Annotated in this window: 17 protein-coding genes; 13 read left to right on the plus strand and 4 right to left on the minus strand. The window is 37.4% G+C overall.

The genetic code is table 11. From position 1 onward, the window contains the following. The first annotated feature begins 57 nt into the window (after positions 1 to 57). Together DZB84_RS13910 and DZB84_RS13915 are read left to right on the plus strand one after the other, a co-directional pair. Positions 58 to 789 carry a PepSY domain-containing protein gene (locus DZB84_RS13910; RefSeq protein ID WP_116352873.1) on the plus strand — a complete coding sequence of 244 codons (732 nt, stop codon included), beginning with the start codon at positions 58 to 60 and terminating at the stop codon, positions 787 to 789. A gap of 108 nt (positions 790 to 897) precedes the next feature. Then, complete coding sequence (locus DZB84_RS13915) at positions 898 to 1416, plus strand: PepSY domain-containing protein (RefSeq protein WP_189655248.1); 519 nt, start codon at positions 898 to 900, stop codon at positions 1414 to 1416. A 44-nt stretch (positions 1417 to 1460) separates the two neighbouring features. Here the strand turns inward: DZB84_RS13915 and DZB84_RS13920 are convergent, their stop codons facing one another. Continuing rightward, the gene (locus tag DZB84_RS13920; RefSeq protein ID WP_116352875.1) at positions 1461 to 2480 is read right to left on the minus strand and encodes a serine hydrolase domain-containing protein; all 1020 of its coding nucleotides are present in this window, start codon (positions 2478 to 2480) and stop codon (positions 1461 to 1463) included. Positions 2481 to 2674: 194 nt separating this feature from the next. Here DZB84_RS13920 and DZB84_RS13925 point away from each other — a divergent pair, with 194 nt between their 5' ends. Beyond that, on the plus strand, positions 2675 to 3091 hold the full coding sequence (locus tag DZB84_RS13925) for a DUF1284 domain-containing protein (protein WP_116352876.1): 417 nt from the start codon (positions 2675 to 2677) through the stop codon (positions 3089 to 3091). A gap of 24 nt (positions 3092 to 3115) precedes the next feature. Here the strand turns inward: DZB84_RS13925 and DZB84_RS13930 are convergent, their stop codons facing one another. Further along, positions 3116 to 4132 (minus strand): DUF1646 family protein, encoded by a 1017-nt coding sequence (locus DZB84_RS13930; RefSeq protein WP_116352877.1) that lies wholly within the window; start codon positions 4130 to 4132, stop codon positions 3116 to 3118. A 216-nt stretch (positions 4133 to 4348) separates the two neighbouring features. Here DZB84_RS13930 and DZB84_RS13935 point away from each other — a divergent pair, with 216 nt between their 5' ends. From DZB84_RS13935 to DZB84_RS24935, 6 genes are all read left to right on the plus strand, one after another. Next, the gene (locus tag DZB84_RS13935) at positions 4349 to 4840 is read left to right on the plus strand and encodes an RNA polymerase sigma factor (RefSeq protein ID WP_116352878.1); all 492 of its coding nucleotides are present in this window, start codon (positions 4349 to 4351) and stop codon (positions 4838 to 4840) included. Then, positions 4833 to 5411, plus strand: a complete 579-nt coding sequence (locus tag DZB84_RS13940; RefSeq protein ID WP_116352879.1) for a hypothetical protein — start codon at positions 4833 to 4835, stop codon at positions 5409 to 5411. The genes DZB84_RS13935 and DZB84_RS13940 overlap by 8 nt, the downstream gene beginning before the upstream one ends. Beyond that, positions 5408 to 6148: a YfjL-like protein gene (locus DZB84_RS13945; RefSeq protein WP_116352880.1), complete on the plus strand. Its 741-nt coding sequence runs from the start codon at positions 5408 to 5410 to the stop codon at positions 6146 to 6148. Before DZB84_RS13940 ends, DZB84_RS13945 begins: the two co-directional genes overlap by 4 nt. A 136-nt stretch (positions 6149 to 6284) precedes the next feature. Next, positions 6285 to 6746: a MarR family winged helix-turn-helix transcriptional regulator gene (locus DZB84_RS13950; RefSeq protein ID WP_116352881.1), complete on the plus strand. Its 462-nt coding sequence runs from the start codon at positions 6285 to 6287 to the stop codon at positions 6744 to 6746. Between the two features lie 2 nt (positions 6747 to 6748). Beyond that, positions 6749 to 9877, plus strand: coding sequence for an efflux RND transporter permease subunit (locus DZB84_RS13955; protein ID WP_116352882.1), 3129 nt, complete (start codon positions 6749 to 6751; stop codon positions 9875 to 9877). A 228-nt stretch (positions 9878 to 10105) separates the two neighbouring features. Next, complete coding sequence (locus DZB84_RS24935) at positions 10106 to 11164, plus strand: peroxiredoxin family protein (RefSeq protein ID WP_189655249.1); 1059 nt, start codon at positions 10106 to 10108, stop codon at positions 11162 to 11164. Positions 11165 to 11186: 22 nt separating this feature from the next. Here the strand turns inward: DZB84_RS24935 and DZB84_RS13965 are convergent, their stop codons facing one another. After that, the gene (locus tag DZB84_RS13965; protein WP_116352883.1) at positions 11187 to 11771 is read right to left on the minus strand and encodes a DUF1836 domain-containing protein; all 585 of its coding nucleotides are present in this window, start codon (positions 11769 to 11771) and stop codon (positions 11187 to 11189) included. A 161-nt stretch (positions 11772 to 11932) separates the two neighbouring features. Between DZB84_RS13965 and DZB84_RS13970 the strand changes: the two genes are divergently transcribed. The 3 genes from DZB84_RS13970 to DZB84_RS13980 all read left to right on the plus strand — a co-directional run bounded on the left by DZB84_RS13970 (position 11933) and on the right by DZB84_RS13980 (position 14714). Further along, a complete protein-coding gene (locus DZB84_RS13970; protein WP_116352884.1) occupies positions 11933 to 12610 on the plus strand; it encodes an SGNH/GDSL hydrolase family protein in 678 nt (225 codons plus the stop codon). A 324-nt stretch (positions 12611 to 12934) separates the two neighbouring features. Then, positions 12935 to 13522 (plus strand): peptide deformylase, encoded by a 588-nt coding sequence (gene def / locus DZB84_RS13975; protein ID WP_116352885.1) that lies wholly within the window; start codon positions 12935 to 12937, stop codon positions 13520 to 13522. 22 nt (positions 13523 to 13544) lie between these two features. After that, positions 13545 to 14714, plus strand: a complete 1170-nt coding sequence (locus tag DZB84_RS13980; RefSeq protein ID WP_116352886.1) for a MalY/PatB family protein — start codon at positions 13545 to 13547, stop codon at positions 14712 to 14714. A gap of 44 nt (positions 14715 to 14758) precedes the next feature. Here the strand turns inward: DZB84_RS13980 and DZB84_RS13985 are convergent, their stop codons facing one another. Next, positions 14759 to 15187 carry a DUF4064 domain-containing protein gene (locus DZB84_RS13985; RefSeq protein ID WP_116352887.1) on the minus strand — a complete coding sequence of 143 codons (429 nt, stop codon included), beginning with the start codon at positions 15185 to 15187 and terminating at the stop codon, positions 14759 to 14761. Between the two features lie 370 nt (positions 15188 to 15557). Between DZB84_RS13985 and DZB84_RS13990 the strand changes: the two genes are divergently transcribed. Further along, a complete protein-coding gene (locus DZB84_RS13990) occupies positions 15558 to 16565 on the plus strand; it encodes a TAXI family TRAP transporter solute-binding subunit (RefSeq protein WP_116352888.1) in 1008 nt (335 codons plus the stop codon). Positions 16566 to 16636: the final 71 nt, after the last annotated feature.

A 16636-nucleotide genomic window follows, 5' to 3' on the forward strand; every position in this document is an offset into this window, starting at 1 on the left:
TTTCTCATGAAAAGAAGGTATAGTAGAGACAAATGAAAGATGATGGAGTGAGTTGCAGTGAAAAAAAGAACCCTTCGAAATAGTCTTCTTGCTATAGGAGGCACTTTACTTGTAGCAATTGTCATTTGGCAGTTAACTAAAACGTATACGTCCGCAGAGCCTTTGTCAGAAACTGATGCGATTGACCTCGTCGAAAAATTGTATAGCGGGGAAAATACAGAAGTGAGTCGAGCAGGCGACTTTTATAAAATTAAATTTGAAATTGATTCAGGAATTTATCAAATTGACGTTGACCGGAAAACAGGTGATATCACCAATTTAACAAAGCTTACTCAGGAACCTCAAGAAAAGACAGAGGCTGAGATTAAGGAAATACTAGCAAAAGAACAGACCGGAGATATTAAAACGATTGAAAAGAAACACGAGGAAGATGAAACTTATTATTTTGCAACCGTAATAAACGGAGATACAGAATCAACATATAAATTGCATGCAAAAACAGGTGAGATTGTAGATGTTGTACAGAATAAGCAACAAACACAAAATCCACCAGAGACAATGCCAACTACACCAAAGCCACCAACTGAAACTATACAACAAATTACAGAGCAACAAGCAATTGAGATTGCCCTACAACATGTACAAGGCTTTGTTGATGATGTTGAATTTGAAGAAGAAGCAGGGCAATATTATTATTTTGTAGAAGTGGAAACAAACCAGGGCGTAGATAAAACTGTACAGATCCATCCAATCTCCGGTGAGGTCATCACGATTGTTCTAGAGGACTAATTCTTAGAAAAACTCATATGTTTCTCATCAATTTCTCATTTTATTATCTGAGTTTCCTCATTTTCGTTGTCTATGATAAAGATAGATCAAATAAAGGAGGAAACAAAAATGAAGAAAAAACTTGTAGTACTAGGAATGGTAGGAACAGTTGTATTAGGAGGAGCAGTCGGAGTCGGTGCAATTGCAAAGGAAGCTGAGATTTCATATTCACAAGCTAAAGAAGTTGCAACTCAACAGGTAAAAGGTGCACATGTCGAAGAAATTGAACTAGATCGTGAAAACGGAGAGCTTGTTTACGAAGTAGAGCTAGAAGGTACACATGATGACGATGCAGAGGTTAAAGTTCATGCAACTACTGGTAAAGTTGTAAAAGTCGATGATGACCGCAATGACGATGTAAATAAATCACAAAAAACTTCATCAGTGGAAATTTCAAAAAATCAAGCCATTTCAATTGCAACAAAGGATACACCAGGCACAATCACAGAAATCGAGTTAGACGATGACGGTTATTATGAAATTGAAATGAAGTATGATGGAAAAGAAGTTGAAATGGAAATTTCCGCAGTAGACGGGACGATTTTGAAAAAAGAAATGGATGACCGAGATGACGATGACCAAAACTAATATTTCATAAAAATGAGGCCAGGACTACTCCTGACCTCATTTTTTTACTTATTTTCCTCAAATACATCCGTTACATCATGTGGTCCATACGACTGATTGGATGGAATGACAAGTGTAACTTCAGATTCAGGGTAATAGGAGGAAGCAAAACTCACTCCTGGGTCGTACCCCATAACATGAAATTTATAAATTTCAGATTCTCTTTTACTAATCCAAATGCCGTAACCGTAATATTCATCATCCTCAGCATGTACGTGAGGGGTTAATAGTAGATCGGTCATTTCCTGGCTTAGTAATGTATAATTTAGGAGCGCATCCCAAAGCTTCAGCATATCCGATGCAGTGACAAATGCTCCTCCATCAGACCCACCTTTAACAGGGATCGAATATATATTTGTTCGCCATGAACCGTCTTCGTTATCAATATATCCGAGCGCTGTATTTTTTGGGAGACAATCCAGAGAAAAATACCCGGAATCCTTCATCCCACACTGTTCAAAAATATTTTTCGCTATATAGTCAGTAAAGGACAACCCTGACTTCTTTTCAACGATTAATCCTAATAATATATAACCGGCATTGTTATAATGAAATCTTTCACCCAGTGTAAACATCATATCCCCATTCTGAAACAAAGGGAGGAAATCCTTCAGTCCTCGAATCAGGTACATCGGATTTTCTTTCCATAGTTCCTCAAAATCATCCATAACCTCTTCATCAAAATAATCCGGGACACCAGAAGTATGAGTTAACAAATGATGGAGGGAAATATTCTCCTCGAAGTTTGGAAAATCGATAGTAAGGCAATCTGTTAATTTTGTATCAAATGTTAGCAAACCCTTTTCAACCAGCTGACAAACCGCAATAGCGGTAAAAAGCTTACACCCAGATGCTATACCAAACTTTGTATGGATGGTGTTTGCTAATTCTTCAGCTCTATTTGAATAGCCGTATGTCAATTCTATTAATTTGGCATCCTTTTGTTTTGCTAAAACAACTCCTGAGAAATTACTTTGTTGACAAAATTCATCTATTCTATCATTTAATTTCGTTTCGATGTGCATGGATATAACTCCTTGTTTTGAATTCCAATTGGCATGTGTGACAAACAACAATTATTTTCAGGGACTCAATAAAAAGGGTACCATATTTTTCTAGTAGCTGGTAAGAAAATAGAAAAAGTTGAACAAATTTTTGAAGTTTTAAGATAAAATATATGTAAACTAAAAAATAACCATAGTTAACAAAGGGGGCTATTATGTACAAACTGCGCGGCCATCATTTATTTTGCCTTTTGGGCTACCGAGGAATGGGCTATTCTCAAGAATACGTGGAAAATATGACGATTGTCCATCAAACACTTAGAAAGAATCCGAAGACACTTGTTCAGATTGTAAAAGGGCCCGATCATTTATGCGAAAAGTATCCAAACAATGGTAAATACCATTGTGAAGACAATTCCATCTACGAAAGGGATGCACAAATTCTAGAAAAAATGGGCATCCGAATTGGACAAATTCTAAAATGGGAGGACATAGAATCACGAATCCAGAAACATGTTGTCCCACTGGATATTCAAACAGTCTGCGAAACCTGTTCGTGGCGGGCATATGGCGTTTGCGAGGAAGGGGTACAAGAAATTCTCGATGGAAACGGACTGCGAGAAGTCAATTAAAAAATGCCTAGAGATAGGCATTTTTTACATTAAATAGATAATTAAGAAATATCCTAGCATGACACAAAGCCCGACTGGTACACCAAACTTTGCCCATTCCTTACTGGTAATGTCCAGTTTTCCTGCGGCAATGATATTCGGAATGTTACCTGGAATCAGCATTCCTCCACTAATCATTAAACCAAGCAAAATCGATTGAATCGTAAAATGGTCCATCGCCGGACTAATTTCTGCAGCTGCTAAAGTGGCGTTATCGAGAATCGCTGATATCATATTTAACCAGTAAAGTAACAATGGATCAAGTCCAATGAAATAACGGTTGATCATTGGCTCAAAACCTGATCCTAATAAAGTTAATCCCATTACGAAAAAATAAATCTTTAGGGATCGTACGAAAATTTCCTCATAGGTCTCACTATTCGATTCCTTTTTAAACGATTCTTTCTTCCGTTTTGGAGGTTCAACTACAAAGGTTGCCAACAAGCCAAAAATAAGAAATGAAGCAAATATTTGTGGGCCAATTAAACCGATTAAAAAGAAAAAACCCTCGTTAAGTTTGCTGATGGCAATCGTTGATAAGGGTTCTCCGATTGGGGTCAGCGCTGCACCTAAACCAATCGAAAAACACGCAATCACGACGAAACGAATGGCAGAACCCCGCTCAAGTCGCAATGAAGTTACAATCAATACAAGTACAAGTGCCGCTATGATGGCCGTTATTACACTTGAAATCAGTCCTAAAAAGATGACAACTAACCCGATAAATAAACGAAATGGAATTTTGCGACTCATTCCAACAATAAATTTTTGCAAGGGTGCATGAAACCATTTAAATAATAGCCCGGCAATTAAAACAGCTAGTGTAATCTTAATTGGGTCAACGGATGCTCGTACAAAAAGCTGGCTATTAAATACACCACCGACAACCGCAGCAAGAAGCCCCATGAAAAAGAGAAAGACCTCTAAATTTTTTTCGATCAGCTTAACTGAAAATGGTAAAAACAAAACAAGGATTAAAATCACTAATAGACCGAAAAACATTCACATTCCCCCAACTTTCTTAAAATGTCCTCCAATGAGCAAGTAATAAAAACATATGCCTAAAATCGGACAAACTTGCTAATTTTTTCATTTACATAGGACAAACCCTGGATTAAGCTTTGGAAGATTAGAATATTTAAATAAGTTTGTAACGAAAACGGATTCCAAGGTACTAATACAATGAACGACAAAAATCAAGTAGATAGGGAGAGGGAAATGGAGCTAGAGGAGTTATATAAAGAAGTACAACCACGAATATATGCTTTTTTCTTTATCAAAACCTCTAGCAAAGAGATTGCGGAGGACTTAACACAAGAGGTTTTCTATGAAGCACTTAAAAGCATGCATACCTTTTCACAGCAATCAACAATCCATACGTGGTTATTCTCCATTGCAAAAAATCGATTGTTAAAGCATTATCGCTCCAATCAATATAAGTCACAGTTAAACGAGTTGCTTAAAAAAGAAAAAGGGGAATCAACTACACCGGAGGAGGAAGTACTAAAAAGGGAAGTGAAACAAAATCTAATCGAGTATATCAATCGGTTAGATGATGTATCAAAAGAAGTTGTGACACTAAGAATCTACGGAGAGTTATCGTTTAAAGAGATTGGAAGCTTGCTTGGAAAAAGTGAAAACTTTGCCAGAGTTACATTTCACCGAGCGAAACTTAAGCTTCATAAGGAAATGGAGGGATATCATGGATAAACGTAAACAAGCAATCATTGAGGATCTGCTACCTCTATACAATGAGGGGCTGTTAAGTCCAGAAACGACCACATGGCTAGAGGAACAAATACAGGAAAACCAGGAACTACAAAAGCTCATGGACCAAGCAATGACTCCGCTCGAAAAGGAGGAAATCGAATCTCCTCTTCAGCACGATAAAATGATCACAAACATCAAAAGAAGACTCGCGCTCTATCAACTCATTTTTGTTGGGCTATCCTTTTTTCTTGCCATTCAAACATCCATGCTCAATGAAAGCTTTGGATTTATTTTATGGTATGCAGTCCTTGGATTACTCACTTACCTATTTTACAAAGATATGAAAATTGTCTTTTACATCTCTTTTATCCCCATCTTTATTTGGTCACTTGGAGGAAACATAGGTGACTTTATCCAAGGGGACATGGGTTCAACAATTTCCTTTAGGCATTTTTTATTGCAGTCCTTTATGGGATCCATCCTGGTAACCTTGATTCATTATTTATTTGCTTTCATAGGCAGCCTGATTGGATTTTTATATCTAAAAATAAGGAATGGTGAGGATAAATGAAGAAACGAAAAGTAATGTATAGTATTCTGCTTGGTTTGCTCGTTTTGTTCGTCCTATTTATTTATAACGCTTTTAATGGAAATCCGGTAAGTAAACTATATTCGAATAAAGTTCTTGAAAATTATCTAGAGGAGACTTACCCAGACCGCGAGTTCCGGATTGAGAAGGGATTCTATAACTTTAAGTTTTCAAGCTATGACTTTAATGTAATTGAAATTGGTGCGACTGCCCCAAATGAGAACGGTCCAAAAACATATGAATTTACGGTAATAGGATTTTTAAAGCCATATGTGAATCTAGACTCCATTTACACAGAGAACTTAGATGAGCCAGTAATGGAAAAATTAAGTGCCGAAGCACAAACGGAAATAACGGAACTATTGAAGCAATCAGTTCCAACAGTCAAAGGAATGGGGGTTTCTTTAGAGGTTCAAAAAGGTGATTATGACTTGAATACAACATGGAGTAAGGATATGAAACTAGAAAAGCCTATCATCATGCATATTGTGTTGGATTCAACCCAATCAACAAAGGAAGATGTTTTAACAGATTCCCAAGTCATTCAGAAGGTTCTTAATGACAATAACTATACCTATGCAGGTGTCACGATTAACGGTAACATCATTGATGACTCTAAAGCCGAATATGTAAAAGATGATACCGGATATGTAAAGTATTATGTTTCATTCGAAAAAGACACAGACATTGAATTGAAGGATATTGAAGTAATTGAATAGCGGGAAAATGAATTGACATCACTCTTCTTTTAGAGGGATGTTTTTTATTGACTTTTTTAAGGGCGCAAATTATAGTTAACAATGTTAATAGTTAAATAGTTTAACTATTTTTTATACTGTGAGGTGTTTTCAAACGATGACTATAACAAACATTAAAGAATTAGTGGATTCTTATATAGATGTATCTTTCTCAGTAAATACCACCGCGGAGTCGCTTGTAAAGGAACAAATCGGAAGTGACCTTACAAATGAACAGCATTATACACTTCGCTACATAAATAAGGTAGGTTCGTGTACATCAACAGAACTTGCAGAAGTTTTTGAAGTGAAAAAGAGTGCGATTACTGCGATTATTAACCGACTTTTTGAAAAAGGGTTGATTCAAAGAACGCGGGATGAGAATGATCGAAGAATTGTTTACTTAACATTGTCAAACAAAGGAAATGAACTATTTACCAAGACAGAGGAGCGGGTTCAGAAGCTAGTCGAATCCATCATTGGCGAATTTTCAGAAGAGGAAATTGTTCGATTTCTAAAAACCTATGAAAAGCTTAATGGAATCCTACAACAAATAAAAAATAACAGGGTGGTGGATTAAGCATGAATTTTATCATTAAACGGAAGTGGTTTGTCCTTATCGCATGGATTGTTGTCGTGGCTGGATTATTTCTTGCAGCTCCAAATATGGCGGATCTTGTCCGTGAAAAGGGGCAAATCACCGTTCCAGACGAATACTCATCCTCCATTGCAGGAAAAATTTTAAGCGATGTCCAATCCCAAGAGGGTGGAGGAAATGAAACACAGGTTGCACTAGTGTTTCACGATGAAAAGAAGCTAACCGAAGACGAAATTAAGGAAGCTGAACGGGCAATCCGACTTCTTGAAGAGAAAAAAGAAGAAATCGGTATTACTGAAATCCTAACTCATTTTAATGAAGAAACACTAAAGGAACAGCTAGTTTCAGAGGATGGAAAATCAATCTTAGCATCTGTAACAGTAAGCTGGAATGATCGTGAACCAAAAGAAGTTAGCGAGGCTTTATATCAGGCAATTGAAGATGTTAAAGTTGATCACTATTACACGAGTGAATGGCTTATTACTGAGGACCTAATGACGAGTGCACAAGAAGGCTTGAAAAAGACAGAGGGGATAACAATTGTCTTTATTCTGGTCGTTCTTTTACTTGTATTTAGATCATTAATTGCACCTATTATTCCACTTGTGACAGTAGGATTTGCTTATCTTGCTTCACAATCCATTGTTGCAATGCTGGTTGATCAATTTGACTTTCCAATATCAACCTACACTCAGATTTTCTTAGTTGCAGTTTTATTTGGAATAGGAACGGACTACTGTATCTTACTTTTAAGTCGTTTTAAAGAGGAGCTTTCCCAGCGGGAGAGCTTAACTGAAGCCATTATTGAAACGTATAAAAACGCAGGACGTACTGTTTTATTTAGTGGAATTGCGGTCATGATTGGTTTTGCGGCAATCGGTTTTTCACAATTTATTTTATATCAATCTGCTGTCGCTGTAGCAGTTGGGGTAGCACTTTTATTAGGTGCCTTGTTTACTGTCGTTCCATTCTTTATGGCTGTTTTAGGGAAAAAACTATTCTGGCCATCTAAGAAGAACTTGGAACATGGGGACAGCAAGATTTGGGAAATAGCTGGTCGATTTTCGTTGGGGCGCCCACTCCTATCTTTATTAGTTGTAGCGGCAATCGTTGCTCCATTTTTATTTGTATATGACGGAGACATCTCATATGATTCATTAGAAGAATTAAGTGGTGATGTAAATTCAATCAAAGCCTTCAACGCCATCGCCGGTAGCTTCGGACCAGGTGAATCTATGCCTACTCAAATCGTTTTAAAAAATGATGAGGCGATGGACTCCACCGAATATATCGAACTAGCAGAAAAAATAAGCCAAGAAGTTGAAAAGGTAGACTTAGTTGACACAATTCGCTCTGTCACACGACCAACCGGGGAACCAATCGAAGATCTATTTCTGGCAAACCAAGCTAAAACACTTGAGGAAGGTCTTGGTGAAGGAAAAGATGGACTCACTCAAATTAAGGAAGGCTTAGAGGAAGCAGGTAGTGAACTCGCAAAATCAGAGCCAGAGCTTAAAACGGCTACAGATGGAATCGGAGAATTAATCACAGGTACAAACCAAGTTAAATCAGGCCTTACCGAAATCCAAACCAATCTTTCAAAAATCGAGTCTGGTATCCGTAGTGGAACAGCTGGAATCGATACGATGATTGCCGAGGTTGATAAGGCAAAGGCCGGCGTGGAAGAATTAGGAACCTATTATAATAATCTATTAGCTGGGTATAAGGATGCTCAAGGTGGGATTGCTACATTACTTGAACAGTACTCAGGAGTGGCTTTACAAGTAGATCAACTGTCAACTCAGTTAAATCAATTTAATAAAGAAGGTTTCGAGGATTTTGAAGGTAAGCATCAAGGGGTTGCTGAAGATCAATTTTATGGCGGGATGAAAAAAAGCATTCTTACATTACAACAAGGAATCCCTGCAATATCTGGTGGCATAAAGACATTAAATGGTCATCTTTCAGTGGCAAATGATGGATTAATTAAAGCAAACGCCGGTTTTGAGCAATTGTTGAAAGAACAAGAAGCATTACCAACAGGTCTTGAACAACTAATAGCAGGACTTGAACAACTTAAAGGAGGACTTCTTCAAGCGGCAAATGGGCAAGGTCAAATTGTTCAAGGAATGCCACAAATTACAAATGGTCTAACAGGCATTAATGACGGTCAGAAGCAACTCCTTGATGGGTTCGGAAGCCTTGGTGGTCAAATCACCCAACTAACAGATGGACTCACGCAAAGTGCAGAGGGGCTTGGACAGGTTTCAGATGGTTTAGGGTCTGCTCAAGAATATTTGTCTGACCTTTCAAACTCCGAAGAATTAAATGCTTTTTATATGCCAGAAGAAGTGCTTGAAAGTGACGATTTCGCTCAGGTTCTTGATGTATACATGTCTAAGGATCGTAAAGTCATGACATTGGATGTCATTTTTGAAGCAAACCCTTATTCGAACGAAGCAATGGCTCAAATCGACGAGATCAATGCGGCTGTTGAAAGAGCGACGAAAGGTACAAAGCTTGAAAATGCTGATGTTGCACTTGGCGGTATCACGAGCACGAATACGGATTTAAGCAAAATGTCTGAGCAGGACTATTCTCGAACAATTGTCTTGATGTTTATCGGGATTGCGCTTATTTTAATTTTCTTATTCCGTTCATTAATCATGCCAATCTATATCATCGGTTCATTAGTTTTAACCTATTACACATCAATGGCGATCAATGAAGTGATTTTTGTTAATATTCTTGGATACACAGGAATTAGCTGGGCAGTTCCGTTCTTTGGATTTGTTATCCTCGTCGCACTCGGGGTTGACTACAGTATCTTCTTAATGGACCGCTTTAACGAATTCCGTGATATCTCAAGGGCAGAAGCAATGCTTCTTTCCATGAAGAAGATGGGAACTGTTATTATTTCAGCTGCGATTATTCTTGGAGGAACGTTTGCTGCAATGATGCCTTCTGGAATGCTATCGTTGCTGCAAATTGCGTCGATCACACTCGTCGGACTTATGTTGTACGCATTTGTGATTCTGCCATTATTTATTCCAGTTATGGTCAAAAACTTCGGAATTGCCAACTGGTGGCCGTTCAAAAGACCAACAAATTAAAGAAAATGAGGCTTCGATTGCGGGGCCTCATTGTTTTTTGGCGAAAGTTTTAACTCTTCGTTTAAGTTTACTGTCACTATTTAAAAAATACTGTCACTATCTGAATAATACTGTCATTATTCCAGAAATACTGTCACTATGTAAAATTTACTGTCACAAAACGTTTTAAGTAATTAAATATGATTTACATTGTATAATAGTTGTACTAAAACACGACGGAGGGCAAGCATGCATTTCATACAAATTGGCTCGTTAGCCATTATGACAAAATGGATCATACTTGGAATAGGAATAATTACAGGACTATTAATTGCACGTTTCTGCCTAGCAAAAACTCAAACGAAAGAAATAACGAAAGCAGTTCTAAACATACTCACTAATGGTATTTTCATTGGTTTTTTGTCGTGGAAAGGGAGTTTAATCCTTCTAGAACCAAAACTCGTCATAAAAAGTCCAATGTCATTACTGTATTTTACCGGTGGTACGAAAGGATTTGTGATTGCATTCGTAATTACACTTCTTTATTTACTGTATCATTTGAAAAAGGGTACTGTTCACTCAATACTTCTTATTCGTTCCATTCTAATTACGAGCTTCACAACCTTGATGACCTATGATTTACTTGCATTATTTTGGTTACAGGAACACATAGTCCTCCATTTTATAAAATCAATGAGTGCATTCTTTCTCGTATTGTTGACATTCTATTATAGAGGACCACAGAAAAAGGAAGTGTTTCATTTGTTTAAAAAGGCAGCACTCATCGTGGGTTTAACAGGGCTTATCGTGTGGACAATCAATAGCAATATTTCATTCGCAACACCAAAAGAAGAGGTCGAAACAGTAGAAAATAAAGTGGGGATCTCCGAAGGTCAACTTGCGCCTGATTTTACACTGAAAACAATAAATGGAGAAGAATTGACGCTTTCGGCGTTTAGGGGAAAGAAAGTCATTTTAAACTTTTGGGCGAGCTGGTGCCCACCTTGTAAAGCAGAAATGCCACATATGCAGGAGTTTTATGTGGAAAATAAAGATTCCAATATAGTTCTTTTATCCGTTAATTTAACAACCGCAGAGAAAAAAAGTTCGGATGTAGCAAAGTTTGTAGACGAATACGAGCTCACCTTTCCTGTTATGCTCGATGAGAAAGGGGATATCGGACAAACCTATCAGGCTTACGCCATTCCAACGAGTTATTTAATTGATTCTAAAGGCGTCGTTCGGAAAAAAATTGTAGGACCAATGGATAAAGAAATGATGAACGGGTTAATCAATAGTATAAAATAGCGGAAAAAGAAAAGTGAGCCTGTCACTTTTCTTTTTTTTCGCCCTGTTCACTTATTAACTCATCTACCAATGTTTCCGCAGCACGACGGTAAAATTGACTAGCTGTAATAAAAGATAAAATCAAAAGTACTTTTTTCAATTGTTCATCCGCGGCAGAACCCATCTCTTCTGCTACATCCTTCATTTTGGTCTCAATGTCCCTTTTGAATTCCTCCCCATTTTTACCAAACAGGGCAAGATAACTTTTATAAAAATCCTCAAGGTTAAACGCTTCATCATCCATAACCCGTTGATTTACGGGATTAAGGGTCGCTTTTATATCATTGATTGATATTCCACTTTTAAGTTGATAAATCAAGCTTAATAAAATCAAATGCTCCCTTGAATATTTCTTATTTTTAATCGGGATTAGCAGTTTTCCTTTTGCGTAATTATTGATCATGGTCTTCGTAAGGATCTTTTCGTCCTCATTTCTTTTAGCCGTGTTAAATGTATTTTCAAAGAGTTGAATGACCTGATCCATATATAAATCAATCTGTGGAATATCCTCTAAAAAGATATTTTTATCAATTTCTAACACGTTGAGTAAATCCTTCTCAATCTCCACTTTAACAACCTCATTTTTCCAATGATTTGTTATTTAGTTTACCTTATAACCACCACGAAGTAAATCTTGACTATATGATATAATATGTATATGATTATATGTAGTATCCGAAACCACATGTGGTGGTAACGTGAAAATAATAATGATAAGCGGGGATAAATATGAAAATTATATGCTTTGGTGATAGTTTAACGAGAGGTGTCTCTTTTGTGAAAGGTCGCATGCGAATTTTAAAAGAGAATTATCCAGCTTTTTTACAGCAGTTCGCATCTGATCATTTCACTGTTATGAACAAAGGTGTTTTTAATGATAACTCTGATTTATTATTGTCCCGTGTTGAGAAGGATGTGATTGCCGAACATCCGGACTACGTGATTATTAATATTGGCGGCAATGACTGCAATTTTAAATGGGATGAAGTGGCTGAAAAACCCGAAGCAGAGCATCAACCAATTGTCCCGATTGACCGATATATAGAAAATCTAAAACAATTGATTCATAAAATACAAGATTCGAATAGTACTCCTATTTTGATGACATTGCCACCGCTTGACCCTGTTCGCTATTACAAGCTGCTTGCCGAAAAATATGGAAGCTCCATTAGTCATTGGATTAGTCTTCAAGGAGGAATTGAGCACTGGCATGGCCTTTATAACCGCAGTATTAATAGCTTAGCTGAGCAATTAAATGTGCTAAAGATTGATGTGCGTTCAGCTATGAAACATACAGGGGATCTACATGACTATATAAGTGATGATGGTATTCATCTGACAGGTAAAGGTTATAAAACAATGAGTAATGAAGTTTTTCATTCATTATTAAAAAATGCAACGATTTGAAATGTCTCCAGTACCGGAGGCATTTTTCTTTTTCTCGTAGAATACATCTCGTGTATTGTGAAAACACTGTATATCAATGGACATAAATGAAAGAGAAAGCTAAGATTAACTATATTGAGTGGGGTCTTTAACCCCGACTCAATATAGTTAAAGCCTCCGGCGGATGCCACAGATTTTCAAAGGAAACTTTTCGAGCATAAGATCAAAGACTAAGAACGCCACGTCCTGTGGCAACGTCTTTGTGACCCACCTCGTGTAGGCCTAAAAAATCTGGGCGCAAATACGCCAAGGCGCATTTGATTACATGAAAAAGAGAAAAGGTAGATGAAAAGAATGTACTATAAATCTGATTATGTGATTACGATGAAGGATATTGTCCGTGAGGGACAACCGATTTTAGCACAAAAAACGGAAGAGGTTCCTGTGCCATTGTCAGATGAGGACAAAGAATCCCTAATTAGCATGATGAATTATTTGAAAAATAGCCAAGACCCTGAGCTTGCAAAAAAATATGGCTTACGACCAGGAGTTGGTTTATCTGCAAACCAAGTCGGTCTCGATAAGCGCATGTTTGTCACTTACTTTACCGACTTTGATGATACATTATATGAGTATCACATCGTCAATCCGAAAATTATCAGCCATTCTGTATCGATGACGTATTTGCCTGAAGGAGAAGGATGTCTTTCCGTTGATCGTCCAGTAGAAGGCTATGTTCCAAGATATGAAAAAATTAAGATAAAAGCATTCGATATTCATGGACAAGAGATTTCGCTTCGTTTAAAAGGGTATGCCTCCATCGTATTTCAACATGAAATGGACCATTTGAACGGCATCATGTTTTACGATCACATCAACAAAGAGAATCCATTTAAATTACCAGAAAATGTAACAATAAAAAGCTTATATTAAAAATAAATGGAGGGGTTTGGTTTTGAAGTATAACTTTGATGAATCGATTAATCGATTACAGACGAACTCAGTGAAATGGGATGAGGTAGAAAACTTGTTTGGAGACAAAGAAATCCTTCCGATGTGGGTGGCCGATATGGATTTCAAATCACCACAGCCTGTTATTGAAGCCTTAAAAAAGAGAGCAGATCACGGAATTTACGGATATACAACAAGACCTGACTCCTATTATGAAGCAACAGTGAGGTGGATGAAGCGTCGTCATAAATGGACGATTGAAAAGGATTGGATTACCTTTACACCAGGTGTCGTACCCGCACTTGGTATTATTGTTCAAAGCTTTACAAACCCAGGTGATAAGATAATCATTCAGCAACCCGTTTATTACCCCTTTATGAGTGTAATTGAAAAGAATGGCCGGGAAATAGTCAATAATCCGTTACGACTTGAAAATGGACGTTATTACATGGATTTTGAGGACCTTGAGAAAAAGATTGATCCATCTGTAAAAATGATCATAATTTCGAATCCACACAATCCTGTCGGTCGAGTTTGGGAGAAAGATGAACTCACAAAACTAGAAGAAATTTGTTTAAAGCACAATATACTGGTTGTTTCAGATGAAATTCACTCTGACCTTGTATATGAAGGAAATGTACATACTCCATTTGCATCAATATCCGATGAGTTTGCCGGGCGTTCGATAACGTGCACTGCACCAAGCAAAACCTTTAATCTTGCAGGCTTGCAAACATCCAATATGATTATTCCGAACCAAGAACTTCGTGAAAGGTTTAATAAAGCTCTTGAAGATCGCTTTATTGGCATGACCAATACATTTGGGGTAACTGCCTTAATCGCTGCATACGAGGAAGGAGAAGAATGGCTGGATCAGCTCCTTGTTTATTTAAAAGGGAATCTTGATTTTCTAAACGATTATATTAAGTCGAACATCCCAGAGGTAAAAGTAATTAAGCCAGATGCAACATACCTTGTGTGGCTTGATTGCCGTGAGCTTGGATTGGATGCAAAAAAATTAGAAGAAGTCATCCAAAAACAAGGGAAAGTCGCATTTGATGAAGGGTACATTTTTGGAAAAGAAGGAGAAGGCTTCACCAGAATCAACATTGCCTGCCCGAGGGTGCTGCTGGAAGAAGGCTTAAAAAGGTTTAGTGATGCACTCAAAAAATAGTTCATATAAAAAGCTTGAAGGCATAAACCTTCAAGCTTTATTCGTTAATATTCAGGATTAAATGTTTCCTTTTGCTTTCGGACGAGACAAAGGATACCTGCGACTAAATAAAGGATACTTGAAATAATCGAGATAAGGACTGTTGCAAGTGCGCTCAGTACGGCTACGATAATTAAAATAATACCAGCCGCCTTTGGATGTTTATCTCCTTTTAATAGAACAAGTGAAACAATTCCAAGAATAATAGCAACAATTCCAACGATGATAAAATACCAGCCTCCAGCAGCTACCATATCAGTCATGAATCCCATATCGACTCCTTCAAGAGCTGGATCTGTAGCAGCCATGTTCTCCATTTCCTGAGTAAATGCATTATCATCACTAAGACCTAGAAACATAAACCCAAATAAACTAATTAATGCAAAAAAACAAGCTCCAATAATCGTTAATACAATTTCACCTGTACGTTTCATAAGATGGTTTCCCCCTCGAAAAAAATGTTTCTTTTTGATTGTACTATACAGTAAATAGTATGCAATCCCTTTTTCCTAAACCTCTCCAAAAATGGAATTAACCTATTTACGAAAAGAGACGGAAAAAGGTTTCAAAAAAGATGTGAAAAATAGTATTTCCAATTAAAAATCATCCCATAGGAAATTAAAGGGATTATTTCGAAGTTATTAAAAGAATATTAAAAAAATTTTGCAAATCGAAAACAATTTGTGTTACCCTAGAAATATAGGTGTTGAATTGGTAAAAATACCATTTTAACCCAAATGGTGGTTTGGTAGTGACCTCTTTCCTGAGGGTCTACATAAAAAAAGAATAATAGGGGGAATGCAAATGCTAAAGAAGTACTCATTTCTTACTTTGCTATTAGCATTGGTTTTAGTCATTGCAGCTTGCAGCAGTGATAACACGAATGGTGAGGACAAGGATGAAGGCGGAGAAGGTAGCGGAAAATCCGGCACAGTAGATCTTCTCATGGGTACGGGTAGCCAAGGTGGTACCTATTTCCCACTTGGTGCAGAAATGGCGAATGTTTGGAATAAGAATATTGAAAGCGTTAACGTAACATCAACAGAGTCTGGTGCATCTGTAGAGAACCTGGCGAAAATCTCAAATGGGGAATTTGACCTTGGGATGACTGTTAATCTACCAGCTTATGATGCACTTAATGGAGAAGGTGACTTCAAGGGTAAGAAGGTTGATAACTTTGCATTTATTGGACACATTTATCCAGAGGTTCTTCAAATTATTACTCGTGAAAGCACGGGTGTGGAAACAATCGCTGACCTTAAAGGAAAGAGAATTGCGATTGGACCTCCAGGTAGTGGAACACAAGCAGCAACGAAGGCTGTATTAGCAGCTTACGGTATTAATGATGGGGATTATGAGGCATACCAAGAAGGATTTGGTGACGCCAAGTCTAAGCTTCAGGATGGTACAATTGATGCTTCATTCGGATTATTAGGATTACCAGATGCGGGAATAGATGAACTTCAAGCTTCAGTTGGAGATGTCAAATTCTTAGAGGTAACAGGTGATGAGTTAAAAACGGTTGAAGAAACCAGTGGTTATTCTGGCTATACAATTAAAGCAGGCTCATATGAATGGTTAAAAGAGGATGCCAATGTTGTATCCGCATTTGCTGTTCTAGTTGCAAACACCGATACAGTAGATGATGAACTAGCATATCAACTTGCAAAGGTTATGATTGAGAAAGCAAGTGAAAACACACATGCTCAGGCAGCGCATATGACGAAAGAAAATGCGCTTAGCGGATTAGGAGATTTACCAATCCATCCAGGTGCAGAAAAGTATTATAAGGAAGTCGGAATACTAGATTAATAACCTTAGAAAAAGGGGCTTGACACAATGTGTTTTGCCCTTTTTTTACCAATAGTTTATGACCAGGTGGT

The organism is Bacillus sp. HNG, assembly GCF_003400205.1.
Taxonomy (GTDB): Bacteria; Bacillota; Bacilli; order Bacillales; family Bacillaceae_L; genus Ferdinandcohnia.

What these genes read in the sequence shown, in the direction of transcription:
- DZB84_RS13915 (WP_189655248.1), top strand. Translation starts at nt 898, where the DNA reads ATGAAGAAAAAACTTGTAGTACTAGGAATGGTAGGAACAGTTGTATTA.
- DZB84_RS13920 (WP_116352875.1), bottom strand. Translation starts at nt 2,480, where the DNA reads ATGCACATCGAAACGAAATTAAATGATAGAATAGATGAATTTTGTCAA.
- DZB84_RS13925 (WP_116352876.1), top strand. Translation starts at nt 2,675, where the DNA reads ATGTACAAACTGCGCGGCCATCATTTATTTTGCCTTTTGGGCTACCGA.
- DZB84_RS13930 (WP_116352877.1), bottom strand. Translation starts at nt 4,132, where the DNA reads ATGTTTTTCGGTCTATTAGTGATTTTAATCCTTGTTTTGTTTTTACCA.
- DZB84_RS13935 (WP_116352878.1), top strand. Translation starts at nt 4,349, where the DNA reads ATGGAGCTAGAGGAGTTATATAAAGAAGTACAACCACGAATATATGCT.
- DZB84_RS13940 (WP_116352879.1), top strand. Translation starts at nt 4,833, where the DNA reads ATGGATAAACGTAAACAAGCAATCATTGAGGATCTGCTACCTCTATAC.
- DZB84_RS13945 (WP_116352880.1), top strand. Translation starts at nt 5,408, where the DNA reads ATGAAGAAACGAAAAGTAATGTATAGTATTCTGCTTGGTTTGCTCGTT.
- DZB84_RS13950 (WP_116352881.1), top strand. Translation starts at nt 6,285, where the DNA reads ATGACTATAACAAACATTAAAGAATTAGTGGATTCTTATATAGATGTA.
- DZB84_RS13955 (WP_116352882.1), top strand. Translation starts at nt 6,749, where the DNA reads ATGAATTTTATCATTAAACGGAAGTGGTTTGTCCTTATCGCATGGATT.
- DZB84_RS24935 (WP_189655249.1), top strand. Translation starts at nt 10,106, where the DNA reads ATGCATTTCATACAAATTGGCTCGTTAGCCATTATGACAAAATGGATC.
- DZB84_RS13970 (WP_116352884.1), top strand. Translation starts at nt 11,933, where the DNA reads ATGAAAATTATATGCTTTGGTGATAGTTTAACGAGAGGTGTCTCTTTT.
- def (WP_116352885.1), top strand. Translation starts at nt 12,935, where the DNA reads ATGAAAAGAATGTACTATAAATCTGATTATGTGATTACGATGAAGGAT.
- DZB84_RS13985 (WP_116352887.1), bottom strand. Translation starts at nt 15,187, where the DNA reads ATGAAACGTACAGGTGAAATTGTATTAACGATTATTGGAGCTTGTTTT.
- DZB84_RS13990 (WP_116352888.1), top strand. Translation starts at nt 15,558, where the DNA reads ATGCTAAAGAAGTACTCATTTCTTACTTTGCTATTAGCATTGGTTTTA.